Origin of the sequence: Prevotella dentalis DSM 3688 (assembly GCF_000242335.1) — a bacterium.
GTDB lineage: Bacteria > Bacteroidota > Bacteroidia > Bacteroidales > Bacteroidaceae > Prevotella > Prevotella seregens.
On record NC_019968.1, the window covers coordinates 408,953 to 435,587 of the forward strand.

Genomic DNA, 26,635 nt, shown 5'->3' on the forward strand with positions numbered 1-26,635 from the left:
GTGTGCCATTTTATCAAAGTTTCCACTGTATGCCCCCATAAATACCAAAAGGTAAGCCTGCCCTGACACCAGATGGGTGCCGTGAAACCATATACACTTTGTTGGTAAGGTTGACAATGTTCATAGTAAGGTCTACACTTTTCATTACATGTATCTTGGCGGTAGCGTCTATAATAAAGTTGGCTGGAATTTTTTCACGTTGAGCTATCTTGCCCTGTCCCGGGACCGTACGCATGTCGCCATTGTATCGCATGTTAAAGTTTACGTCAGCCCATTTGCTTTCCATGCCTATCTGACCGTTAAGTGCATGACGAAAGATATAAGGGATTTCATCGCCGTACAAAACATGTCCCCACGATGCACTTGTAAACGAGTTTTTCATCTTTGTATCTGTAAAGGTATAAGATAGTTGCATGGGGAGTTGGATTTTCCAATGGGTAGGTAATGGCTGGCATTGTAAAAGCAGTTCTACTCCTCGTACCAATGCCCGTCCTACGTTAAACTGGTCTAAGGTGCCTAATCCGCCTTGTGCGGCAAGGTCGCTGCCCAACATGTTAGAATAGTTGTTGTTGAAACCTATCAGTTCTCCTTTGAACCATTGATTAGCATAGCGCAAACCAGCCTCTATATTGATACTGCTCTCGGCTCTTTGTCCAAGGGAAGCACTGGGTGGTGCAAAACCTTTATGTATTCCTGAGAATAATGACAGCTGGGGCATTAACTTACAGTTGATCCCTATTCCTGGCATAATTGCTCTTGCGCTATTTGGTACTTCTATACGCACCATACCCGTACGTCGCCAATCGGCTTTAGTATAATCGCGATTTAAAATCTTTACATCTTCATAACGAATTCCTGCGGTAAAGGTAAACATACCTTTTGCCCATTTTGCCAAAGTATAAGCCGATAAGGCATGCGCTGTGGTAATGCGGTTAGCTTGACTGCCTGGAAGCCCTCTTAAAAAAAGCTCCATGCGACCATTATTCATAGAGTATCCATCGTCTTGCTGGTAGCGATCCTCACTGTCGGCATGGTAACGCATGCCAATCTCTGCAGTGAAGTATCCACCGTATAGCATTGTTTTATATTCCCCTTTTATCTGAATACCACGCGAATGGTACTTACGGTGGTTAGCACGCAGCATTAGTGCCTCTCCTATATAGTTAGCCTTACCTGCAACAATATCGAAGTACGATTGGTTGGTAATAGGGTCGGCAAGTACATCGCCTATCGAACGACGTTCAGTCTTGGTGTAGCCAGTACGCACCTCGTTAAGCTTGTACCAGTTTCTGAAAAAATAATTGTAATAGGCTTGCGTGGTTATACTCCATGAGCGAACACCTTTCATGATGTATGTGGCAGAAAACTGGGAGTGGCGTGTCACCAAATTATCTTTTTGTGCTCCCGCATATCTAAAATATGGTTTAAAGGCAAAGTCCTGATCAGTAAGCCCAAGATATGTTTCGTCGGAAGTTTCGTTAGCAAATCCATACTTTAGTTCTAATCTGTGATTTATGCCATCTTCTTTGTTTGTGCGCACCATCCACTTAGCTATTACGTCATTGCGCTTAAATCCTGTACGCTCGTCAGGGTCATCATGTCTGAAACCGCGAGCCTGATAGCGCAAATATTCTATGAGAAAGCCCGTATGCTTAAAGCTTTTACCTATGGCCGTTTGTAGTTTTAGACTACCAAAACTACCTGCCGACATGCTGCACTTTATTAATCTGTCCTGCGGGATGGGGGTTGACACTAGGTTAATGGCACCTCCTGTTGTAAATGGTCCATATTGTACCTGACTGCTACCTTTTAATACTTCTATGGCATACATACGTGCCGCATTAGGAAAGTAATAGGCTGCAGGGGCTGCGTATGGTGCAGGAGCAGCCAATATACCATCTTCCATTAGCGTGATACGTTCACTACGCTCGGCTTGTGTTCCTCGTAAACTGATGTTGGGACGCAATCCAAAACCATCTTCTTCATAAATATTTACTCCAGGTACGCTTTTCAGCATACGATTTATATCGGTATAATCAAACTTGGCCAATTCTTTGGGTGAAAGGTAATAAGCCGAACCAGTACGGTTACGTGCTTCAAACTGGCTGCCTAACATCTGGTTGGCTCTTACTACTACTTCATTGATTTGATGTAAAGAGTCGGTCATGGCATTAGACGTTTTAGGTGTGCCTACGACTTTTTGGGCATACCCAATCCATGGAGTCAGTGTGACAAGCAGAGACAGCATTTTTATTTTAACATACATGTGGGGACAAATCTATTCTTTTATTGCACTAATTTTTCCTCTTCAAATACCTGTATATAAATGATATGTGAGATTTATTTCTTATAATGGGTATTTTCGGATGCAAAATTACAATGTTCAAAAACATCACACAATACCTATTATTGGGTATTTTATGTATATAAAGCTGCTATCTTCCTCTCTTTGGAAGATCTTGGATTTCTGATAATATTCTTGCACTTGGTTTTGACTTTCAGAAATATTTTATCACATCTAACTTACTCGTATTCCTTGAAATATAGAAAACTCAATTTTTCTACGAAAGAATCAACTACCAAATCTAAATCTGCAATTTTATGAAATTTATAAACAAGCAAGTGTATATATTCACTTGCGAAACTTCAGTTTTTTATTTTATCTTTCTTCTTATAATAGTTGGATTTTTTACCCATAAGTCAACTATTAGTTTACCTGTAAGAAAAAAAACAACCAATTAACTGTATTTATGGAAAAGCCACTCTACTTTGACCCTTTTGGCCAAACAGGATTGCTCACCTTGGCCATAATATGATTGACCCTTTTGGCCAAAATAACATTAACCACTTAGTACAAGTGTCGTTAGAGTTTTTTATGTAGATTTGGGAACCCGAGTCCTGGTGTAAGGGGTAATAATAAAATCTATGCAAATGAACAAGAGAATCAAGAACATTTTAAGATGTTATGCGGCAGGGATGGGTATCAAGGAAACGGCATCCACGTTCCATACTTCCCGTAACACTGTCCGCAAGTATGTCCGCCTGTTCCTTTCAAGTGGGAAAAGCATCGATCAGCTTCTCTCCCTTTCCGAGGAGCAGTTGCATGAGATGTTTGTCGGTACGGAATCCCGACGTCGGTAGCCTTCTTCCAAAAGGATTGAATTGGAGGCTTTGCTTCCCGGATATGTATCCCGCCTGACACGCAAAGGGATGAGTGTCAGAAAACTGTTTAAGGAGTATCATGCTGAATATCCTGACGGTCTTCAGCTGTCTTCCTTCAAGCGGGCAGTCCGCCAGTACAAGTTCCACATCAAGGTCGTCGGCCATGTCGAGCACTATGCCGCAGACCAGATGTATGTTGATTTTGCCGGTGACAGGCTTGAAGTTGTCGATGAGATGACAGGCGAGACGAAGAAGGCCGAAGTCTTTGTTGCCATCCTTCCGTTCAGTCATTACACCTACTGTGAGGCCGTATGGTCGCAGCGCAAGGAAGACCTGATCAAGGGATGCGAGAATGCCATGCTGTATTTCGAAGGGGCTCCGGCGGCAATAGTCCCCGACAATCTGAAGGCGGCCGTCACACGAAGCGACCGCAACGAGCCCGTCATCAATGACGATTTCGCCGCTTTTGCCGAGCATTACGGCTGTGCGGTCTATCCCGCCCGTGTACGCCACCCCAAGGACAAGGCCCTTGTTGAAAACGCAGTGAAGCTTCTCTACCGTTCCGTTTACCTGGACATAGAGGGAATGACTTTCTCCAGTCTGGACGATCTCAATGCCGCTATCCATGTTTCCCTGCACGATTTCAATGAAAAGGTGATGGCCGGCCGGGAGGCGTCACGCAAGGAGATGTTCCTGCGCGGTGAGAAGGACTACCTCCGCCCGCTTCCACTGAAACGCTACGTCATGAAAGAGAAAAAGCTGATGACTGTCGGCAGGAACTCCTACGTATCGCTGTTCAAGCACCATTACAGTGTTCCCAAGGAACATGTGGGGAAACGCGTGACGATCCTCTACGATGCCGACACGGTGGAAATCTACTGTGGCATGAACCTTGTCGCCGCCCATGACCGCTGTGACGTCCCCTACGCTTATTCATGGAAAAAGGAGCACAACCTGCCGGGACATTACGGCCCTTATGACAAGGACTTGGAGGAACTCTTCCGGCGTGCCTCGGAAATGGACAATATCGTATTGAATTATCTCCGGGAAGTGGAGCGGCTCATGCAGTATCCTCCAAAAGCGTTCAGATCCTGCCGGGGCATACATTTTCGCGAAGAATCACTCAGATACGGGGTACAATTGATAAAAAATGGCAAAAGGAGGCTTTCGTAGGGGTACGATGAACGAAAAACGGCGAAAATCGGCTTTCCGCCACGGGGGAAAATCAAAAATCAGCGAAAATCGGCTTTCCGCCACGGGGGAAAATCAAAAATCAGCGAAAATCGGCTTTCCGCCACGGGGGAAAATCAAAAAACGGCGAAAAACGGCTTTCCCAACATTGGGAAGAATAAAAAATGCCATTGGCTGCATTTCCCAACTCCCGGAAAGACGAAAAACCCCGAAAGTCTTTTATCTGACTTTCGGGGTTCGGTTCATTTTGACACATCCTCTTGCCGGCACCACTCCACAGTCCATGACCGCGGCTACCTTCCTTTCCATGCTCCTTGCACGTGAATGGGATTACCGTGCCCAGGCTGCCATAGTGCAGCTTACCAGGAATGCGGCGTTCCGATACAAGGCCTGTCTCGGACAGATTGACTATGCCACGAACCGGGGCCTTGAGCGCAATCAGATGGAACGCCTCGCCACCCTGGATTTCGTGAACAAAGGGCAGAACCTTTTCGTCACAGGATCTTCCGGTACGGGAAAAAGCTTTCTGCATGTGCCCTCGGCCACGAGGCGTGCATAAGGGGATTCCGCACTTTCTATGCCAATGCCCCAAAACTGCTCGGGGCACTGAAAGTGGCCAAAATCAAGGGTACACTCGAGGCAGAACTCAAGAAGATCGAGCGGTGCCAGCTGCTTATCCTTGATGACCTGTTCCTTGTGCATCTTGACGCCAGGGAACGGCCCATACTGCTCGAAATTATCGAAGACAGGCATGAACGGAAATCCATCATCATAACCTCACAGTACCCTGCGTCCAACTGGTATGACATGGTGGGGGACCCGACAATAGCAGATGCCATTCTTGACCGTATCATTCATACGGCGCATACCATAGAATTATATGGCGAAAGCATGCGTAAGTTAAGGGCTAAGAAAAGCCAGAGTATCTAAAAGGGTAAAATAAAATTGACCCCTGCACCAGAACTTTACAAGGGGCAATCATGTTGTGGCCAACAGGAGCAAATTCTACTTGGCCAAAAGGGGCAAAGTAGAGTGGCTTTTCCACAAATCATCTATTTTACGACTACCTTACATCCGTTCACGATGTAGTTGTTCTTGGGCTTGCCGTCATTTGTCGGGACATTTACCCAGGGTTGGGCAAGACTGTCGTCATTTGTCATTTTCACTTTGCTGATAAAGTCTTTTATTTTCGGGAGTGCATCTCCTCGTTGGTGGATGCACTCCCGATAAAAATGAGCGGAACTTGCTTTAATTGTCCCATATCGAAGATGAAGAACTTTCCTCTTCATCGAGGAAATCCTGCTGTTTGGAGCAGGCGGGTCCGGTAGCGGGGTCATCGTCAATCCCCACGCTGGTGGAACCGGCGAGGATATGGTTTTCCAATTCGATAATAGAGACTTTGATGGCTGGTTTTATATACTTTTTCATTATTCTTGTTTTTTATTTCTTATTTATTTCAGAATCACCTTGCGTCCGCCTACGATGTACACGCCTGCGGGCAGTCGGTGGCGTGCGGCGGCGTCGAGGCGGTCGGCCACGCGTCGGCCTTGCAGGTCATACACCGGACCGTCGGCTCTGCCCCTCGCGTCGTTCGTAGCGCCACCGATGCCGGTGGTCTCGCCGTCGATGACGATGGAGAGCTGCTTGGCGCCCGCGCCCTTCGGACAAGTGACATAAGCGCGATAAGCGGGAACCGTAGCGGCGGGGTTGTCGGTCGTTACCTTATGGAACTTGCCGTCATCCTGGAGGATGTAAGCGTTGGCGGCTGCTGCCGTGGCGTTGTCCACGCCGGTTACCGTGCCCACGAATTTGTACTTGCCGGCCGGGGTCGTCAGCTTATCGTCATTGAAGGCTTTCACCTCTATGTTCTCACCACCGAGCTGTGGCACACCGTCGACAGTAATCAGGTAAGGCTTATAGGCTTCGAGCTTATCCTTCGCTTCCGCGAAATAGACTGCGCTGCCATTGCCGCCCGAGATGGTGTAAGCCTTGAAACCTTGTACAGACAACTCGTAGGGCAGGCAAAGGGTGGCTTTCTGCGCGCCATTGAAGTTGCGCTCGTAGGTAACGGTGGCGGCAGTGAAGTCGAGCCCGATGGGCATTGCCGTGCCGTCGGTGAGGCGGAAGTCGTCGCACACCCAGCTGTTGTTCTCCTTATTATAATATACGTAGTTCGCCTCTGCCTTGCCGGTCTCGCGGTAGGGGCTCGGCTCCTCGCCCAACGGCTGCGCCCAGTAGCACTGGTCGGTACGGTCGGCTTGCAGCAGCTTCGCCACTTCGCCGCTCTTGAGTTGCTCGGCGGTTACCCTGTCGCCCTGTACCTCGCCGCAGGCGTTCAGGTAGTAACAGTTGTTGATGCGCGTAAAGCCGGTGCCCTCGTTCAGCTCAAAATCCGAGCTGAAGGTGTGGCTAGTTTTGTCGTGGTCGAGGGCGTTGCTCGTGCCGAGGTAGAGGCAGTTGTTCAGCGTGCAGGCGGCATCTTTGTGCCTATGAGCTATAAATCCGGATATAGTTCTACTTGTACCGCCATTCAGGTCGGACGTGGCGTGGAAGTTTCCCTTGACTAAGCAGTCGTTAATGGTGATATGGGCAGTGTCATCCGGCCATTGAAGTATGCCTGCCAATGAGATTCTCCCCTTGAGGTCCACCTCGCTGACACAGCCCGAAATGGTGGTGTTGCCATAAGCATAATTAATCAATCCGGATAACTGGCTATCGTAACTGCTTGACGTAATCTTCCCTTGGGTGCGCAGGTTGCGGATGGTGGCGTCCTTCACATTCTTGAAGGGGGCTATCTCGTTTCTGGAGCCGGCATCCCAGGAGAAAGAGAGCGTGTGTCCCTGTCCGTCGAACGTGCCGGAGTAAACGTTGGGCAAATAATAGCCCAGCATCAGGATTTCCTCGCCGAGGTTGACATCCTGCGTCAGCTTGGCATCGACGGCGGTCTGTCCTTCGTTCACAAGTTCGCGGAACGCCCTCCAGTCTTCCTTCGAGGCGATGTCGTAGCAGTCTTTTTCGGTGAGGGTTACGGTCACGGTGCGGTCGGCGTCGACGGTGGTTGAGCCGTTGAAGCCGCCGGCAAAGGCGATGGTGTAATAATGGTGCGGGTTATAGCCCGTGCCCATGAAGTCTTTTATGGTGGGCAGGCTGACGGTCTTGCCGCTGTTGGCGTAGCGCGTGGCGCGCACCTCGTTGTTGTAGGTGAATGCCACCTGATATACTTTCTTTGCCGAGTTGTCGAAGGCGATGAGCCGCGGCTCGTTGTCGGTGCCGAGCGTCTGTCCCCAGAACTGCGTGTCTCTGCCGTTCTGCAACTTATAAGCCACCGCACCATTCTTCAATTGCTCCTCGGTTACCTGCGTGCCTTGCACCCTGCCGCAGGCGTTGAGGTAGTAGCAGTTGGTGGCGTTGGCACCAAAGGCGAAGGTGTTGCCGGCGGTGGCGTTGTTCGTGCCGATGTAGAGGCAGTTGGTCAGGGTATTGCCCCCATAAATATCATATATAAAGCCTACCATCTGTTTCTTGCCATCCTCTGTCGTGGCGGTGAGGTCGCCCTTGACGACGCAGTCGGTCATAGTAACCTTTGCATTGCTGTTCACCCTATAAATCATGCCTGCCAAGCCGTGTGCTCCCTTGATATCCACCTCGCTGACGCAGTCCGAGACGGTGGTATTGCCATAGACGGAGTAAATCAATCCGGCCAATCCGTAATTGCCCTGAATCTTCCCTTTGGTGCGCAGGTTCTTGATGGTGGCGCCATCCACATAGCCGAAGGGGGCTTTTAGGCCTGCATTGTCAGCAGCCCAGTTGACCGTGAGCGTATGTCCCTGTCCGTCGAACGTGCCGGAATACTTGTGAACGCCACCTATCGTTTTGAAGTCCCCTCCGAGGTCGACGTCCGCCGTCATCTTGGCGTCGACGGCGTTCTGTCCGTCGTAGACGATGTTGCTGAACTCTATCCAGTTGTCCTTCGAGGCGATTTCGTAGTAGTCCTTTTCGGTGAGGTTGATGGCCACGGTGCGGTCGGCGTCGACGGTGGTTGAGCCGTTGAAGCCTTCGGCAAAGGCGAGGGTGTAATAATGGTGCTCGTTGTAGTCGCTGCCCATGAGGCCCTGCGCGGTAAAGGTGGGCATGTCGCCGTAGATGGCGTTGTTGCGGGTGGCGTAGCGCGTGGCCTTCACCTCGTTGTTGTAGGCGAAGTCCACCTTATATATATGTTTCGCCTCGTCGGTGGTGGGCATCGGCTCGTTGTCGGTGCCGAGCTTCTGTCCCCAGAACTGCGTGTCCCTGCCGTTCTGCAGCAGATGCGCCACCTCGCCGTTTTTCAGTTGCTCTTCGGTAATCTGCGTGCCTTGCGCCGTGCCGCAAGGGTTCAGATAGTAGCAGTTATTGAGGTTGGCGTTATTGCAAAAGGTACGCGCCCATTGACTGTCGGCGTTGTTGGTGCCGATGTAGAGGCAGTTGTTGAGCGTGCATTTGTCATACTGTCTTTTTACAAACCCAACGATGTCTTTATTTCCTTCCCTATTCATGCTTTTCATGTCGCCCTTTACGATACAGTCGTTAATGGTAACGTTGGCAGGATCGAAGACTACGGAAATCAAGCCTGACATTCTGCCGTCTTTATATTTGTTCGTGATTTGCAGATTACTGACGCATCCCGAAATGGTGGAATTGCCCTTCGCCGAATAAATCAATCCGCCCACCTCGTCAGCATTCGCCGTAATCTTTCCCTCGAGGCGCAGATTTTTTATGGTGCAGTCTTTCACGTAATTAAAAACACCTACCTTTTGATCATTGCCGCTGTCCCAGTTCATCGTGAGCGTGTGCCCTTGCCCGTCGAACGTGCCGAAGTAAGGGTGGTAGTAATCGCCCACCATTTTGAAGTAGACGCCGAGGTCGATGTCGGCGGTCAGTTTGGCGTCAAGTCCGTTCTCGCCCTTGATCACGAGGTTGCTGAATGTATTCCATTCGTCTGCCGACCCGATTTCGTAAGCATCCTTTTCGGTGATGCTGACAGTCACCTGCTTGTCGCCCGTGACGGTGGTGTTTTCGTTGAAGTTGTCGGTAAAGGCGATGGTGTAATAATGGTGCTCGTTGTAGCTGCTGCCCACGATGTCTCTCGTGGTGGGCAGGCTGACGGTCTTGCCGCTGTTGGCATAGCGGGTGGCTTTCACCTGGTCCTTGTAGGTGAAGTTCACCTGATATACTTTCTTTGCCGAGTTGTCGAAGGCGATGAGCTGCGGCTCGTTGTTCGTGCCGATGGTTTGTCCCCACACCTGCTCGTTTCTGCTCTTTTGCAACTGATAAGCCACCTCGCCGTTCTTGAGCTGGTCTGTGGTTACCTTCGTGCCCTGTGCCTTGCCGCAGGGGTTGAGGTAGTGGCAGTTGTCCGTCGTGGCGTTATAAGCAAAGGTATTGGTTCTTTCTCCGTTGTTTTCCACATTGTTCGTGCCGGCGTAGAGGCAGTTGGTCAGCGTGCAGGTGCCGTTCTGGCTATATACGAATCCGCCCATGCCTCTTCTGCCTGCACCGCTGGCATTGATACTGCCCTTGACAAGGCAGTCGGTGATAGTAATATTGCCACTGCTGCCTATATAGGAAATCATGCCTGCTGCTCCGCATCTGTCGTTGGTATAGCTGCTCGTGATGTTCACATTGCTGACGCAGTTGGAGACGCTGGTTTTGCCATACGCTTCATCAATCAATCCTGACAAATAGTAACTGCTCGACTTGATCGTCCCTTGGGTGCGCAGGTTCTTGATGGTGGCGCCATCCACTTTCTTGAAGGGGGCTATGTCGGAGGTCGCGCCACTATCCCAGTTGAGCGTCAGCGTATGGTTCTGCCCGTCGAACGTACCGGAATACTTATGATCGTAAGTTCCCACCATCGTGATGTCCGAGCCGAGGTCGATGTCGGCTTCGAGACGGGCATTGAGATTAGTCACGCCCTCGTCGTTGACCAGATGAGCGAATACCTTCCATTCGTTGAGGTCTTTGATGAGCATGGTATTAGCCCCCTTGTCCGTGCGTATTACTGTGAATGTTTGCCTAAGAGAAGACTCCGCGTAAAGGTTGTTCTCCCGCTGATTCATGGTAACGGTTACAGTGCCAGCGGTACGTTCAAAGAAGCATCTTCCTATCGTTTTCTCAATCGACAGCACGTCGGAATTAGTGCATTCGACGTTAAACCCGTCATTACCCCTGTTGTAAGGTATACCACTTTCCGTCGTAAAGTCCGAATAATCATATAAGTTATAGATTGCGTTGGCGTATCCATCACCCTGGTAATACAACACCTTAGGCCGCGGTACCTGGTAGTTGAAGGTTACTCGGTCGCGCTTCACGTTGATCGTCGTGCCGCACTGCGCTTTGGCAAACTTTTCATTGCTGGGGAAAATGGCGGTGAGGCCTACCGTTCCGGGGCGCTTTAACTTTAGACTTCCGTCATTGTTGACATCCGCAATTTCATTGTTGTCCACATAGTACTCTATATTGCCGTCGTACTCACCCTTGTCGAGGTTGGCCATAAACGAATTCGATACGGTGTATACGTCATAGCTGTCTTTTTCGAATCTCACCTTGGGTACCTTGACGTAACCCACAATGATGTCGCGCACCTTGAACTGTCCCCAACGGGAATTGTTGTGGGTGTAGATGTTGACACTTCTTGCCGAGGCATCATAATTGTAGACGACGATATTGTTGTCGTCGTCGTTGAGATTATTCTGATTGGCTCCGCTTATCCCCGAGTTCGAGATGGCATTCCTCTCGAAGTAATAGTCGTAGCCCGATGTAACGCTGCTGATGCGCTTGATGCCATTGGATTCGTCATAGTCTTCTCCACCCTCCGTATCGCGCAGGATGATCCAGCGGATGGCATAGCCGTCGTCAACCTCTACGTTGATGCGGGAACCCTTTGCCAGTTCATAGATGGCACTGTTGCCCGTTCCGCCGGTGGTATGGCAATTGCTAAACCAGACTTCCACCTTCCCTTTTCGGAGTGTCGTTACCTTCTGGTGCTTGCCTAACTCGCGTGAGCGGAATGTCTCATAGCCCTCACGCCCATAATCTGTTGCCCACGCCGGCGCCGCCAGCACCAGGACGAACAGGAAGAGGCATAGCCTTTGGATGATGTTTGTTGTCTTTGTTTTCATTTTCATTTTACTGAATATCTAAAATTGAAATTAAAATATTTTTATCTTCTTGTTTTCTCACGTCACATTCCTGCCGACTGAATTTCGCATGCCGGATGGTTCTTTTCCGAGCAATTCCGCAAGAAACATTTGTGCGAAAACAGCAAAAGGCCATGCAAAAATAAGAAAAAGAGAATTGTGATTTTTAAAATTTATAAGAGAAAGACCATTTTAGTTATATCATTATACCTTAAAAACCTTAATATCCCCTTAAAAACACTTAATGAAAGCTTGGAAAAGAGAAAGTAAAAACGTATCTTTGCATCCGTCATAAAAAGTAAAAACGACAAACATGAGCACTCGTTATCTCACTGAAAAGGTTTCGGCATTTCTGCAGTCGCGCGCCGGAAACACCGTCGAGCAGCACCGCGTCACCGTGTATTTGCTGCACTCGGTTCTCGTTGTGACCATCATATTGCTGCAGTTCATGGGGTTGGGCGGTTCGCACGACCGGCTTCCGCTTTCCATGAGCGCCATACACCTTGCGGTGTGCCTCCTTTCGCTGTCGCTCTATCTCACGCGGCGGCTGACGCTTTCCCAGGCTTTTTCACTCACGGCACTCGTGGCACAGTGTGCCATCGCCGTGCGCTTCTTTTATTTCTCCAGCGTCCGTCCCGACCATTTTCTGCAACTCATCCTCGTCAATCAGATAGTGTCATTGCTGGCTATCTTCTTCCTTGTGATGGGCTTTGTCCGGCTTACCCCCTTTATCGTCTCCACCATCAGTATGATCAGCTACGGTTGTGTGGCCATCTTTCTTCAAGAGCCTTCGCTTTGGCGGCTGTTCAGCTTCTTCCTCTTCGTGCAGTATTTCCTCTGTGTGCTGGGCGAACTGTTGCGGCGCAACGTGATGAGCGTGTCGAAAGAGAATGCCAGCCTGCAATACGGCAGGACAGCACTGTTGAGGGCCGTGAGGCTCAACGCGCAGGAGATAGAGGGTTATCTGCGGATGAGCAGCCACCGCAATCCGTCGGCTGACGACGTGGACCGTCTCTTCGCCATGCTCACGCCCGTTTCGCAGCTCAACCTCGTCAACGCCGTGCGTCTGCACCTGAAGAACCACTTGGCGGACGACTGCGACCTCGCCCAGCTCTTCCCTTGTCTCACTAAATCAGAAACGGACGTGTGCCGTCTTATCCTTGAGGGCAAGAAAGGCCGGGAAATCTGCCTGCTGCTCAACAAAACGGAAAACAACATCAACGTGACGCGCAACCATATCCGCAAGAAGCTCAATGTGCCCACTGACCAGGACTTGCGAAAGTTTCTCGTAAATTTATTGATCGAAAAAGGATATTTGAACAAGGGGGAAAGGAAAAGATAAGTTCCTCCGCCGGAAACGTTCATATATATGCCATTATCCGCTTTCCATAACAAATCGGGTAATAGATTGTGAAGGGCAAGAAGATTGCCAATGCCGAAATGACCGGTGCATGGGAACTTGCCCTTGCTGCCATCAAGGCAGGGCAGATGTCTGCGGATAAGTTTTCACAGAGCATCAACTCATACGTGGCAACATTTGTGATCTTTCAACTGAAGAAAGTCCAGGTAAGTTCTTATATTCTTATAGTCATCCATTTTCATCTTTTTTCATATTTACTAAATGGACAATTAAAATACGAATTTGTAGACACAGAGATTGAGAGAAATCTTGTTTATAACACATCTTAACACTTTATCCTCTTGGTAAGAATGCTTCCATAGAACCTTCAGAGGTAGAAAAGAAAGAGGTGCCTATATTGCTCACCCAGCCAGAATTAGAATTGGAAAGATCATTTGATATAAACAGGGAAGAACCGATGTAATAGATAACTCCCAGGTAAGTCCAAAATTTTAGAAGCATTCATATTATAACAATTTTCATTGGAAAGTTCACCAAAAGCTCACCGATAGAAATAAAAAAGGAGTTGCATTGCTGCAACTCCTTGACTCTCAATGTAGCGGGGGTAGGTAATCAACCCGATTTTTGCACCCCAAAACAAGAGAAAACAAAGGAAAAGAAAAGCTATTAAATCATTGAATATCAAATATTTCTGAATAATCAACCTTTGTTGCTTGTTTTCTGATGTTTTCACTTAAAAGCACTTATTTTGCTGTAATTTGCACCCTATTTGCACCCCGTTGATTATCTATAATATCCTGTAAATATGGGATTTCTTGATGATGCCTTGTCGTGATTTGCACCCCAAGCGGTCTAATTAGAGTTAAAAAGGTTGTGAAAAGGGAATATTTTAGAGTGGGAAGTGTACCAAATGAAAGTAATTAGCTATATTTGCAACAGAAAGAAAACAAAAGAATATAGCAATATGAAGCCAAAAGCATGGAACACAAAGACTGATAACCCCAAGTTAGGTTATAAAGAGTTGGCAGATGGACGGCACAGCCTCTATTTGCTTTATAACTATGGTTACAACAGCGATAACGGCAAGACGGCAAGGAAAAAGGAGTTTTTGAAGCTATATTTGATGAGCACCCCAAGGACACCGACAGAACGCCAACAGAACAAGGACGTTTTGGAACTCGCCCAGAAGATTAAGCAAGAGCGGGGACAACAATTTCTAAATGACAGGGAGGGTTACAGGCTACAACAGAAGGGTATTAACCTGTTTGTGTACTTTGCCAACTTCATAGAGCAAAGCGGGGTAGCCGATAAACACGTTTTACAGGGAGCATTAAAGAACTTTCAAGACTTTATTAGCGAGACACACCCAGAATTTAGCAATAGGATAGAGCCTAAGAACCTAAGCCGTGAAATGATGGAACGCTTTGCCCACTACATAGAGGACGTACACACAGGAGAGGGCATTAGGACATATTGGCAGCGGTTCAAACGTCTTATTAATTATGCTGTTGAAAAAGGTGTTATCAAGAAAAGCCCGTGTTTGAGGATAAAGGTAATGAACACCAACGATATATTAGGCAAGGATATTCTAAGCCGTGAGGAATTGCAGCAGCTGTTTGCCACCCATTACCCAAAGGAGAGTGAGACCATTAGGCGGGCTTTTGCCCTTACCTGTTTCACGGGTATAAGACATTGTGATTTGGCTACCCTTACTTATGGCAACATAGATTACTCCAACCGCCTTATGACATTCAGACAAAGCAAGGTGCAGCACGATAGTAGCGTTAGCGGTGTGCCTATCCCCTTAAACGATACATTGCTTGCTATTATAGGAGAAAAGCCAGAGGAGGCAAAGGATAGCGATTTAATCTTTGCTTTACCGTCTATTGAAGCGAGTAATAAAGCTCTAAGGCATTGGACTAAGAGGGCGGGCATAGATAAGCATATTACATGGCATTGTGGAAAGCATAGAGAAATTCGTAAATATCAAATAACCAATAGATTAGTTTGATTATCAATAAGGGATGGTAGCGATAAGGAAACCAGCAAACTTCTATACTCTACCTTATTTTGCCATTTCAAAGAATCACTTTGTCTGTTGCAAATTTACATAAAAATCGTGATTTATAAGCCAGTGGTAATAAAAAACCAAAAATAAATTCCCTGACGGCTTCCCTTGTACCGGTAGAAGTGTCAAGGCCAGCATAGATTTCCTTGTCCTAAACACATGCTCGTGGCACAATTTGTATTATCTTTGAGAGGTATTAATAATCCTCAAAATGTAGGCTTATGAGAATCGTATGCGGCCTTGACGTGCACAAAGATAGCATTTATCTTTGTATTTTGAGCAGCACAGGCGAAATTATTGAGAAAGTTTTCGGTGTTCTGACCTGCCAGTTACAGGAAATGCGTGATCTGATGCTCACACATCACGTAGAGGAGGCCGGCATGGAAAGCACGAGTGTCTATTGGATTCCTGTATGGCGTGTGCTTGAGCCGCACTTCAAGCTGAAGCTCATCAACCCCTACTTCATCAGGCAGCTTCCCGGCCACAAGAGCGATGTCAAGGATGCCCGGTGGATAGCGGAGTGCATGATGAAGGAACTTGTCCGTGGCAGCTTCGTCCCGCCCGAGCGCATCCAGCAGCTGCGCCAGTATGACAGGCGCATCTACGACCTTGACGATGAGATTGTCCGAAAGCTCGCCAAGCTCGACGCCGTCGTCCAGCGGTGCAACATCCGGCTGGGCAACTACGTGTCCAACACGGACAGCAAGAGCTACAAGTCCGTCATAGACAGGATCTGCGAGGGCGTGACCGACCCCAAGGTGCTTGTGGAGGAGATTCACGGCCGTATCATCAATCGCCACGGGAAGGACACCATCATCTCCTCGCTCACGGGATGCGTCACGGAATGCGACATGGACATCCTGCGCCAGCTCAAGGCCGAGATAGACATGGCCGGGCAACATAAGCAGGAATGCATGGACAAGATGCAGGCCGTCTGTGAAAGGGAATACTCCGCCGCATTGCAGAACCTACAGACCATACCGGGAATAAAGATGAGGGCCGCCACCTCACTGATTGCAGAAATCGGAACGGACATGGGCCATTTCCAGACGGCAAACCATCTTACTTCATGGAGTGGCCTGAGACCACGCAACGACCAGTCGAACAAGACCATAAAGTCACGCTGCATCACCCATGGCAACCGCTACCTGCGCCGCACCCTCATCCAATGCGCCTGGGGCGCGAGCCGCACCCAAGGCTGTTTCTTCAACCGCTTCTCCTATCATCAGACACAAGTCCGCAGAAAGAACAGGATGAAAGTACAGGTCGCCATTGCGCGCAAGATGCTTGTCTGCGCATGGCACATACTCAGCCGGAACGTCCAATACAAGGACTTCGACAACAGAATCGGGACTTCCGACGAAAACGGATGACACGATATACCGGTCATGGAAAGGCTATTATCTTTGTGATGGCACGCGACCTCGCTTTGCAAATTAACCCACGACATGGCCGGCGATGGAACCCAGTGTGAGCCCGGAGCTCGAAGAGGAAAGTATCATTATCGTTTATGCAGGCCTGGAGACGGGCCTGTACGCAACCAATATGGAACGAGGTGGCGAACTCCGGGTGTTTGAGTTACCTGGAAGGGCTTTTATTTTCGGTTTTATAGAGGAAAGATACAAAGATTTGATGAGATTGTCCTTGCATATTATATATTATTTATAGAAATAATGTTTTGTGCTCATATCAGTCCGGCACAGGGACTATCTCAGAAAAGATAAGTCTGAATTCCTTTAATGGTCGAACTTCATTAACGGTGCAGAAAGACATAAAATAAAGAATGTTTTGAAATAATATTAATAATAATAAATTAACATTAATATTTAAGCGCGATTTGTTAATGGCGCATTAATGCGTAAAATCGTAGAACATTGATTTACAACATATTATATATAATTTCACACTTGATAATTATGTAAACGAATGTAAAACGTAATTTGTACGTTTTAGAAACTTCGTCTATATTTGCAATGGATAAATAACTGAACACCTAATTATTAAAATAAAAACTTAAACGATGTCTGAAGTTAAAAGAAAAAACATGAGATGTTCGCAAGGTAGCTTGCTACTAACGGGTGCACTACTACTTGGTGTAATGAATATCCATGCTGAAAGAGTTAAGAGTCTCTCTTTAGAGAAAAAAGATTCTGTAGTAACTAACAATTCCAACGTGAATGGAAAAGAGGTGAAGGGACGCAATGTAATGTTAGGCGCAGGTGACAGCTCCACGCCACGCACGCTGAACATTGGTCTGCCTTTTTCGGGCGACATTCTCATCAATGAGAACGACTTGCCCGTGGTTTATACCTTCTGGACACAGATACCTACGACCTGTTGGCGCTATGATTCCTCGCTTGGAGCCATGGGAGTGATGTCTTTTTCAGAGGGCGCACTGCAATATGGTAAGGTGGGTTACATCGTAACTTCCTCCGATCGCGAGCCCGGACGCAAGTTCCGCGGCTATGGTGGCGTGAACTTCTCGAGCGAAGGCAATGCAGCTTACGACCTGAACATCAGTACGCCGATAGGCAAGGGCTGGGGAATTTCGCTCTCGGCCAGCGAGATTTACAACCATGGATCATTCGATAACCTTCAGTTTGCCAACTGGCAAGACCGCTATGAAAGCTTCAAAGCCGGTGTTTACAAGAAGTATGAGCGTGGTCAGGTGGGCTTGCTTTATAAGTATGCCATGGCCCGTCCCATCACAGGTTCATACACTCCGTATCGCTATTTGGGCAATGGAAAGACCGAAGGTTTCAACGGTTTCGACCCCGGAAGGGACTCTTACATCGTTGGAAACGGCTTGTTCCCTTACATTGATTTCTATACGGGAAAAGAACGAATGGCAAGAATGGGTGCAGATTCAGTGTCTCGGAACGTAAGCCACGCGTTCTATCTCTACGGTAACCATCGCTTTGGGGAAGACTATAAGCTGAAGTGGTCGATGATGTACATGCACTCCGAGGTCGCCCTCACGATGCAGTATCCCATCAGCATGAATATCTATGATAAAGCCGATGATGCTTTCGGCGGAGCCAAGCTCTATCTGCCGAATTCGGTTGTACCTTATGAAGGTGCGGTGCAGATGATTGCATCACAATACTACCCCCAAGTGGGCATCAACCAGTTCATGTCGAAAGGTGAACTGACCAAGTCTTTCGGGCAACACAACATGCGTCTTGGCCTGACCTATATGTATTACAACGCTCCCATACTGCAACAGACCGGCACCTACGTGCAAACAGTGGAGAACAACCCACGTTTGCTTTCTTTCGTTCCTGCTTATCCTGGAGTTAACCAGACTTTCTGCCTTGGTGGGACTGGTTCTTATTCGCGTGCGTTCACCAGTAAGACGGCACTTTATCTAGCAGACGACTTCCGCTTGAACAGAATTTTCAGTGGAGGTGTAAGTGCTCGGTTGGAAATGCAAACAGGAAAAAGCCATGCTTTCCCTTACCCAAACAAGAACTATAGCGATTATGGGGCTATCAAGACAGCACATCCCGATGCTATTGAAGACTTTGTGCACAAGACAAGTGGAAAGATTAATTATGTCTTAACAGGAAATATTCTTGCACAAATCACAAAGCCTTTTGGCTTGATGGCAGAAGCTACATTTAATCGTTATTATTCACCCTATACGGATTATGCTGAGAAAAATTCATTTGGTGCTCCTATGGATGCAAATTATCCTTTGCGTAATAAATCATTCGATCACTTTGAGAGTGTGATGTATGCGGGTGGCGGGTTCTACTTTAATATTGGACAGTATATCAATCTCGTATCTAAACTCACATATATCAAGAAGAGTAATATTGTTACCTCAGAAAACTTATACACAACGAGTGGACAATATAATATCTATCCCATCACTTATGATATCAATACCTTTGGGTGGACTACAGACATTATGTCATCAGTGGGTAACTTCAATATGCATGCCTTGCTCACATTGCAGAACCCCAAATACAATAACTATGCTTATTCTACACCAGATGGTTCTGCAAGCTACAGCTATGATGACAAAATTATCCCCACTTTATCAAAAGTGCTCATAGAACTTGACCCCAGCTATTATCTGTGTAACCGCGACGTGAGAGTATGGGCCAGTGCGCGCTATTTCGGCAAGCAATACGGCAATAAGACAAACACCATATCTTATAAGGGCTGGTGGGAAACGTTCTTAGGTGTTGATTGGAAGGTCAACCGTAACCTCAGCTTGAAAGGCCAAGTGCGCAATCTGCTGAACCAAAAAGGCGTACAAGGCTCCCTTGTTGGTGGCGAACAGATTACCAATGAAAGCCAAATGATCGGCAAAGGTTTCGTGGCTGAGCAGATACGTCCACGTTGCGTAGAGGTCTCAGCAAGCTTTAATTTCTAACAATAATATTAATAACTAACAACAAGAAGCTATGAAAAAAGTAGTATTGATGCTGCTCGTGATGATGATGACCATGAGCGCGTTCGCACAGACCGCGAGTAAGGCAGACAAGACCGGTGAAGAATTCTTCCTCGGTAAGTGGGAACTCTTGGTAGAAGGACTCCCTACGGGTGATGCCAAGATGCTATTGGTGGTAGAAAAAACCGCAGATGGCAAGTATAAAGGGACTATCGGAGGTACTGACGGAAGTGGAATATCACCGCTTACCAAGGTGGTTATCGAGCCAAAGACCATGACCGTGAACTTCAATGGACAGGGTTTTGATGTGCCTCTTTACCTTGACAAGGATAAAGGTGAGACCGTCACGGGAAGCATGAACGACATGTTTGATGTTACCGGCAAGCCTTTTGTTGAAAAGAAATAACGTTTGGGCAGGCCTATTCCTATCCCTAATTTCGTTAACACAAAAGCTGCAGGTAACTAAAATAGGGTTACCTGCAGCTTTAGATTATCGTCTAATGCTTTTGATATGAACAAGTTTTTCTCCATTCTTACCATTTCGGGCCTGCTGTCAGCCTCTGTTATGGCTGCCGATTCATGGTTTCACCCGACGAGTTTCAGTTCAGTGGCGTTCCGAAACCCTTCATTGGAGTATGCTCCTTACACGCGTTGGTGGTGGCCGGGCAATGATGTTACGCCGCAAGAACTGGAAAGAGAAATCCGACTCTTTGCCGAACAGCATCTCGGTGGTGTCGAAATACAACCCATGTCTCTTGTTATGCCCTGCAAAGGGAAGGGGCGTGCCGACCGTATCATGAGCTATGACACACCAGCCTACTATAAGAACCTTGCTGTGGTGATGCAAACTGCAAAGCAATATGGGCTCACTGTGGATCTCACCGATGGCAGTGGGTGGCCTGCCGGCGGTGCGCATATCACGGAACAAGAGAACAATCAGACGTTAGAAGTGGGCATTGCAGACCTCATTCCCGGCAACTATATGCCCGTATCCGTCCCCCGTGCGCAGCGAGGAGACCGTCCGTCGGCCCGGCTTGTGGCTGTAGTGATTGCCAAAACAACCGGAAAAGCCGATTCAACCTTGCTGCTCGATAGAAACAGTGTGAAAGATATTACGGCGGAAGTGAAAGACGGAAAGGTCGTTACTGCCGTGAAAGACCAAGGTTATAAACTGCTTGCTTTCTGGCAGATGGCCGACATGGAGAAGCCAATGCTGATGGCAAGCCGCGATGTAGGCTTTGCCATGAACCATTTCGACAGTACGGTTGTGGCCAAGAACTATGAACATTACCTCGGTAAACGAACCGGATTAGAACCTTATATGGGCCATCCGCTCCGTGCACTCTTTAATGACAGCTACGAGTTCCGTGCCAATCGCCACTTCGCCGATGACTTTATCGACACATTCAAGAAGAACCGCGGCTATAATCCCGTGCCCTTTCTTCCTGCCAACATTTGGTATGGCTATAACAACATGTATGAACGAATGGCACATCCCGGGAATCAACCACTGTTTGCCTTCGATGACAACGATTGGCGGCTGCGCTATGACTACGATCTCACCCTCAGTGATTTGCTACGACAACATCTTTTAAAAGGATCGACACGTTGGTTGGAAAGCCGGGGCATGTTGCACCGCACGCAAACCTATGGACTCAGCATGGATATGATAGGAGCTACCAGCAATGTCTCCATTCCCGAGACTGAAACGATGATTTTTTCAAAGGCTTGTGAAGCAGGTTATAAAATCATTTCGTCAGGTGCTCATCTTTATAATCGCCCAATTATCAGTTGTGAGACCGCCGTTTTCTTTAACCGTGTTTTCTTAACCACGCCTCAGAAGCTGAAGATCACGGTGGATAAAGTGCTCACAAGCGGTGTCAATCAAATCATCTGGCACGGAACCCCCTATAGTTACTTCCCCGATGGCTATCCCAAAGAAGGCTGGTATCCGTTTTTTAATAGTTCGTTAGGCGTGAACTTCTCGACGTTCTTCAGTGAACAGAATCCCTTTTGGGCCGACTTCCGCGACATCAACAGCTATGCCCAACGTGCACAATACCTGCTTCGATGCGGTAAACCACAGGCCGATGTGTTGATTTACTATCCTTTCTTGAAGTTCCCTGAAGATGCCTATAACCCTAAAGAGCTGCTTATCGGGGGCTGTCTTCCCGAAACGGAGCCCGAACTGGATAAGGATGACAGCAGGCCTTTCAATTCTGAGACCGAATCTAAATGGTTGAAGCAATTATGGCCGCTTATTGACAAACTCAATGCCCGAGGTATCACTTGGGATTGGGTGAATGACGAGTCATTGCAGGCCGCACAGGTGGCTTCTGACAGCACAATCGCTATTCGGGGCAACCGCTATCAGGGGCTTATCCTCTATCATCTGCCTTACATGCAACTTGAAACTGCACTACAACTGCCTCGCTTGGCGGCCGCCGGAGCACGCATCATCGCTGCCGGGGCATTGCCAAAACAGCAGCCTTCTTACCATGATTGGCAGAAAGCCGACAGTACTTTGTACATGGCTATGCGTAATCTGGCGACCCAACCCACAGTGAAAGATGGTGCAGAAGGACTTGCCTTGTTGCCTGTTCCTTTGGAAAGTAAATCCCCGACGGACTGTTTCCGACAGACACGCCGCATTCAGGAAGATGGCAATATCCTGCAGATGTATTGGAACGAAAGCCAGCAATGGCAGACACTGGAAGTCAGAAACCACACAACGCACAAGCATTTTTATTGGCTGAATGCCGAAGATGGCAGCATGACACCGGCCAGATTAGATGCCAATCAGGCGCTGCATCATACCTTTGCACCACTTTCTACGGCCTTCCTGTTAAGCAGTGACAAGCAGATGAAGATGGAAACAAGCGTAAATCCTACGGCGAAAGTCGCCGCAGACTTCTCTCCCAAGCGAGCAAAACTCGTCTGTGAGCTGCCGAGATGGACCATTCATATCGATAGCTTGGATAGGAATGAGTCTGCCCAGGGGGCCGTTTCGGCCTACACACGTACGGACTATGCGTTGTGTGATTGGCGCACAGACAGTGTGTTATGCTACAATGCGCGTCCCTGTATCTATACATTGACAACGAAATTACCCATCAATCGCAAGAAACATTACGTCCTCGACTTGGGTCAGGTGTATCATGTTGCCTCGTTGTCCATCAATGGTCATGAGGTAGGTAAACGCATTTATGCTCCTTATATTTTTGACATTACACCTTATCTTCGCCGCGGTGAAAACACTTTCCAAGTGACCCTCAAGCCTTCGTTCTACAATGCATTGGTGAAACGTGGGCTCAACGGCGACCGACTCTTCAAACTGTTGAAGAAGAACGGAGGGCTTGCGGCCGAAGGACTGGCTGGTCCTGTGCGGCTTTATGAGCAACCTTGAGGCCATTTCCTCAACATCACACATGACATTCTTTTCCATATCAAAACTTATCTTTATTAAATATGAACATCAAAACCACCTTTCGCTTCGCACTCGTTGCCTTCTGTGCAATGACATTCCGGGGCGCATCAGCCGACAATCTTCCCCAATTGGGCAAGTCTCCCATTAAAGACGTCATCAAAGCAATGACGATTGAAGAGAAATTAGAATTCATTCATGGCACGGGTATGTTGGTATCCAACACCAATGGCCCTGTGGCCGGCAGCATAGGTGGTGTGGTTCCCGGTGCAGCTGGTACCACTTTTGCCATTCCCCGACTGGGCATTCCCGCTATTGTCATGGCCGATGGCCCGGCCGGATTGCGAATTGACACCCTGCGTGCGAGCGATTCACAACGCTATTATACCACCGCATTCCCCACAGGTACCATCGTTGCCTCGACATGGAACCCACAGCTTGCCCGCAAGATGGGTGAAGCCATGGGCGAAGAAGTGAGGGATTACGGCGTTGATATCCTGTTGGCGCCTGGTGTTAATATCCAGCGTAACCCGCTTTGTGGGCGAAACTATGAATACTTCTCCGAAGATCCGCTGCTGTCGGGCATCATGGGAGCGGCCATTGTTCAGGGTATTCAGAGCAACGGCGTGGGCGCGAGCCTCAAACACTTTGCCGTCAACAATCAAGAGACAAGCCGTTCTTCTGTCGATGCCGTCATTTCGCAACGTGTCCTCCGTGAAATCTATTTGAGAGGCTTCGAAATTGCAGTTAAAAAATCGTTGCCTTGGACGGTCATGAGTGCCTATAACAAAATCAATGGCACTTACTGTTCGGAGAATCCATGGCTGCTTACCGATGTGTTGCGCAGTCAGTGGGGCTTTAAGGGCATGGTGACGACCGACTGGTTTGCCGGACGCAACTATGCCAACCAGCTCAAGGCAGGTAATGATTTGCTCATGCCAGGGCGAAAAGCCGAGACAAAACGCATCAAGGCTGCATTGGAAAGCGGGCAGATTACAGAGGCCGACATCGACAAGAACGTGGAACGCATTCTGCAATTAATCCTCAAGTGCCCTGCTTTCAAGCATTACCAGTATTCCAATCACACCAATCTGAAAGCGCATGCAGCCATGGCTCGGCAGGTTGCCGAGGAGGGAATAGTGCTGTTGAAGAACGATGCTCAAACGCTACCCTTGCCAAAAGGTCGTCTCACCCTGTTGGGAAATTCAGCTTTCGACACTTATATCGGTGGCACAGGAAGCGGTGAAGTGGCCAAAGCCTACGCCATATCGGTTGCCCAAGGCCTTGAAATTGCCGGCTATAAGATTGAAAAAACGCTTTTCAATACCTATGTCCGACACATCTCAGATGAGAAAGCCAAGCTGCCAAAACGCACGAACATACTGCAGAAAATCGATAATCTGCCCGAGAAAACATGGACAGAAAGCGAGCTGAAACAGATGGCATCGTCCTCTGAAGCGGCCTTGATTACCATCGGACGCAATGCCGGTGAGGGGGCAGACCGCAAGGTTGAGACCGACTATCTGTTGAGTGATGCAGAGCAAAACCTCATCTCCAACACCGCAAAGGCCTTTCATGCGCAAGGCAAGAAAGTCATCGTCGTGCTCAACATCGATGGTGTTGTCGACGTGACTTCATGGCGCGACCAAGCTGATGCCATTCTTGTTGCTTGGTTGCCCGGGCAGGAAGGAGGCCGTGCATTGGCTTCTGTCGTGACCGGAGAGAAGACACCTTCGGGCAAACTTGCGCAGACTTTCCCCGTGCGCTACAGCGATGTGCCTTCCGCAACGGCTTTCCCGGGCGTGCCAATCAGCTATCCTGACAGCACAATCTACAATGAAGGCATCTATGTGGGCTATCGTTATTACACCTCAAAGGGCGTTCCTACGGCCTATCCTTTCGGTTATGGACTGAGCTATACCACGTTTGCCGTGAAGCAGCTCAAGCTGAACAGCAACGCATTCAAGGACAAACTCACGGCCACGGTCACGGTAACGAATACCGGAAAGAGGCCGGGAAAAGAGGTCGTGCAGCTTTATCTTAGTGCCCCGGTGATAAAGATTGACAAGCCACGAATGGAATTAAAGGGCTTCATCAAGACGCGTTTGCTCCGTCCGGGAGAGGCTCAAACGCTCTCATTCACGCTCTTTCCCGAAGACCTTGCCTCATTCTCTGAGCAAAACCAAGCTTGGGTGGCCGACAAGGGAAGCTATACCGTCAACATAGGCAATTCGTCTGAGCACATCATGCAGCGTGCTTCGTTCGTGCTTAACCGTCAAATCAACATCAAACCCTAATGAAAAAGCAAAATATTTTCCTGACCGGAGCCACCGGACACATGGGACATGAAGGCCTGAAACAACTCGTCAGGCATCTCGATATCTACAACCTGACCTTGCTCGTGCTCCCCACCGAGCACGACCGAAAGGTCATTGCACCTTATGAGCAGCTGGAAGGTGTGCGCGTGGTCTACGGAGATCTCACCGCCTACGCCGACGTATTGAAATGCGTCAATGGCGCAGATGTCGTGCTCCATGTGGGAGGATTGGTCTCTCCGGCGGCCGATTATCACCCCGAACGCACGCTCGAAGTGAACGTTACAGCTGTAAAAAACATCATCAAAGCCATTAAGGCGCAGCCCGATCCCGACAACATCAAACTCGTTTATATCGGAACCGTGGCCGAAACCGGTGGCCGTAATGCGCCCATTCATTGGGGACGGGCAGGCGACCCCATCAAAATCAGCGTCTATGACTTCTATGCCTTGTCGAAAGTTTTGGCCGAACGCGAGGTCATTGAAGCAGGTCTTAAGTACTGGGTCTCGATGCGTCAGACCGGAATTCTCTATCCCGAAATGCTCAACAACCTTGACCCCATCATGTTTCATGAGCCACTCAACGGCGTATTTGAATGGGTTACGGCCGAAGATTCAGGCCGACTCTTGGCCAATGTCTGCGATCCCGATGTACCGGAAGCGTTCTGGAGACATGTATATAATATAGGTGGAGGAGCCGAATACCGCACGGTGAACTGGCAATTTATGAACATGTGCTTCGGAGCCTTGGGCATGGGACGCATTGAAAAGCTGTTCGAACCGCGCTGGTTTGCCACACGCAACTTCCATGGACAGTGGTTTTCAGACTCCGATAAGCTGGAAGTCTACCTGCATTTTCGCACGGGAAGCGTCGCAGACTTTATCAGTGAGATGAAAGAAAAAGCCCCGATGAGCACGAAATTTGCCCGTTTTGTGCCGTCATGGGCCATTAAAAACATGGTTTTCAAGCCCGTTGCCAACAAGCCGTTCAGCACACTTTTCTGGCTGAAACACAATGTTGAAGACCGCATTCACGCCTTCTTCGGCAGCCGGGAAGCATGGCAACAGATACCGGGTTGGGAGCAATTCGCCTTGGAAAAGCCTTCGATGGAGATGCAATTGCTTGACCATGGCTATGATGAAAGCAAGCCCGAGGCCGAGTTGGACATTGAGGACATGCGTCAGGCTGCCCTCTTCCGCGGAGGAGAATGTCTCTCCGAGACCATGACAAAGGGCGATATGGCTACCAAACTCACATGGCGTTCGGCCCAAGGAGACGTGTTCGAAGCCTCCCCGGCACTGGTGCTGCTGGCCGGACATTGGAGTCCCAAGACCCTTCCCATGCCTTGGAACTATGACGACGAGGCTCGCCTTAATCCCTTCTTTGCACAGGTTTGGTATCCACATCACGATAAAACCGAACACCATGTCTATGACGAGCGCATCCTTAAAGATGAAAGTTACGCAGCAACCTAAACCGAACGACCATGCAACATCAGCCATTTCACCGTGCAATCTCAGCCATATTAGCGTGCAATT

At 48.5% G+C, this 26,635-nt stretch carries 12 protein-coding genes and 2 pseudogenes; 11 read left to right on the forward strand and 3 right to left on the reverse strand.

The window, feature by feature from the left end:
* Positions 1-13 precede the first annotated feature (13 nt).
* Positions 14-2,266 carry a TonB-dependent receptor family protein gene (locus PREDE_RS08975; RefSeq protein WP_005846687.1) on the reverse strand — a complete coding sequence of 751 codons (2,253 nt, stop codon included), beginning with the start codon at positions 2,264-2,266 and terminating at the stop codon, positions 14-16.
* A 665-nt stretch (positions 2,267-2,931) separates the two neighbouring features.
* Here PREDE_RS08975 and istA point away from each other — a divergent pair.
* Together istA and istB are read left to right on the forward strand one after the other, a co-directional pair.
* A pseudogene (gene istA, locus PREDE_RS14190) lies at positions 2,932-4,296 on the forward strand (IS21 family transposase); the annotation flags it as partial.
* Between the two features lie 316 nt (positions 4,297-4,612).
* Positions 4,613-5,283, forward strand: a pseudogene (gene istB, locus PREDE_RS14195) (IS21-like element helper ATPase IstB); the annotation flags it as partial.
* Between the two features lie 318 nt (positions 5,284-5,601).
* Here istB and PREDE_RS08990 read toward each other — a convergent pair.
* Both PREDE_RS08990 and PREDE_RS14280 read right to left on the reverse strand, forming a co-directional pair.
* Positions 5,602-5,781: a hypothetical protein gene (locus tag PREDE_RS08990; protein WP_005846692.1), complete on the reverse strand. Its 180-nt coding sequence runs from the start codon at positions 5,779-5,781 to the stop codon at positions 5,602-5,604.
* Between the two features lie 23 nt (positions 5,782-5,804).
* Positions 5,805-11,516 carry a hypothetical protein gene (locus PREDE_RS14280; protein WP_005846693.1) on the reverse strand — a complete coding sequence of 1,904 codons (5,712 nt, stop codon included), beginning with the start codon at positions 11,514-11,516 and terminating at the stop codon, positions 5,805-5,807.
* A 325-nt stretch (positions 11,517-11,841) separates the two neighbouring features.
* Here PREDE_RS14280 and PREDE_RS09000 point away from each other — a divergent pair, with 325 nt between their 5' ends.
* The 9 genes from PREDE_RS09000 to PREDE_RS09045 all read left to right on the forward strand — a co-directional run bounded on the left by PREDE_RS09000 (position 11,842) and on the right by PREDE_RS09045 (position 26,572).
* A complete protein-coding gene (locus PREDE_RS09000) occupies positions 11,842-12,870 on the forward strand; it encodes a helix-turn-helix transcriptional regulator (RefSeq protein WP_005846694.1) in 1,029 nt (342 codons plus the stop codon).
* A gap of 68 nt (positions 12,871-12,938) precedes the next feature.
* On the forward strand, positions 12,939-13,217 hold the full coding sequence (locus PREDE_RS09005; protein WP_005846695.1) for a hypothetical protein: 279 nt from the start codon (positions 12,939-12,941) through the stop codon (positions 13,215-13,217).
* Positions 13,218-13,798: 581 nt separating this feature from the next.
* Positions 13,799-14,899, forward strand: coding sequence for a site-specific integrase (locus tag PREDE_RS09010; protein WP_005846701.1), 1,101 nt, complete (start codon positions 13,799-13,801; stop codon positions 14,897-14,899).
* A 278-nt stretch (positions 14,900-15,177) separates the two neighbouring features.
* Complete coding sequence (locus PREDE_RS09015) at positions 15,178-16,329, forward strand: IS110 family RNA-guided transposase (RefSeq protein ID WP_005848072.1); 1,152 nt, start codon at positions 15,178-15,180, stop codon at positions 16,327-16,329.
* 647 nt (positions 16,330-16,976) lie between these two features.
* Complete coding sequence (locus PREDE_RS09025; RefSeq protein ID WP_015310404.1) at positions 16,977-19,340, forward strand: porin family protein; 2,364 nt, start codon at positions 16,977-16,979, stop codon at positions 19,338-19,340.
* 31 nt (positions 19,341-19,371) lie between these two features.
* Entirely contained in the window at positions 19,372-19,764 is a 393-nt protein-coding gene (locus PREDE_RS09030) for a hypothetical protein (RefSeq protein ID WP_005846703.1), read from the forward strand.
* A gap of 105 nt (positions 19,765-19,869) precedes the next feature.
* On the forward strand, positions 19,870-22,764 hold the full coding sequence (locus PREDE_RS09035) for a glycosyl hydrolase (protein ID WP_005846704.1): 2,895 nt from the start codon (positions 19,870-19,872) through the stop codon (positions 22,762-22,764).
* A gap of 62 nt (positions 22,765-22,826) precedes the next feature.
* Complete coding sequence (locus tag PREDE_RS09040; RefSeq protein ID WP_005846705.1) at positions 22,827-25,079, forward strand: glycoside hydrolase family 3 N-terminal domain-containing protein; 2,253 nt, start codon at positions 22,827-22,829, stop codon at positions 25,077-25,079.
* Positions 25,079-26,572 carry an NAD-dependent epimerase/dehydratase family protein gene (locus PREDE_RS09045; RefSeq protein ID WP_005846706.1) on the forward strand — a complete coding sequence of 498 codons (1,494 nt, stop codon included), beginning with the start codon at positions 25,079-25,081 and terminating at the stop codon, positions 26,570-26,572. The genes PREDE_RS09040 and PREDE_RS09045 overlap by 1 nt, the downstream gene beginning before the upstream one ends.
* Positions 26,573-26,635: the final 63 nt, after the last annotated feature.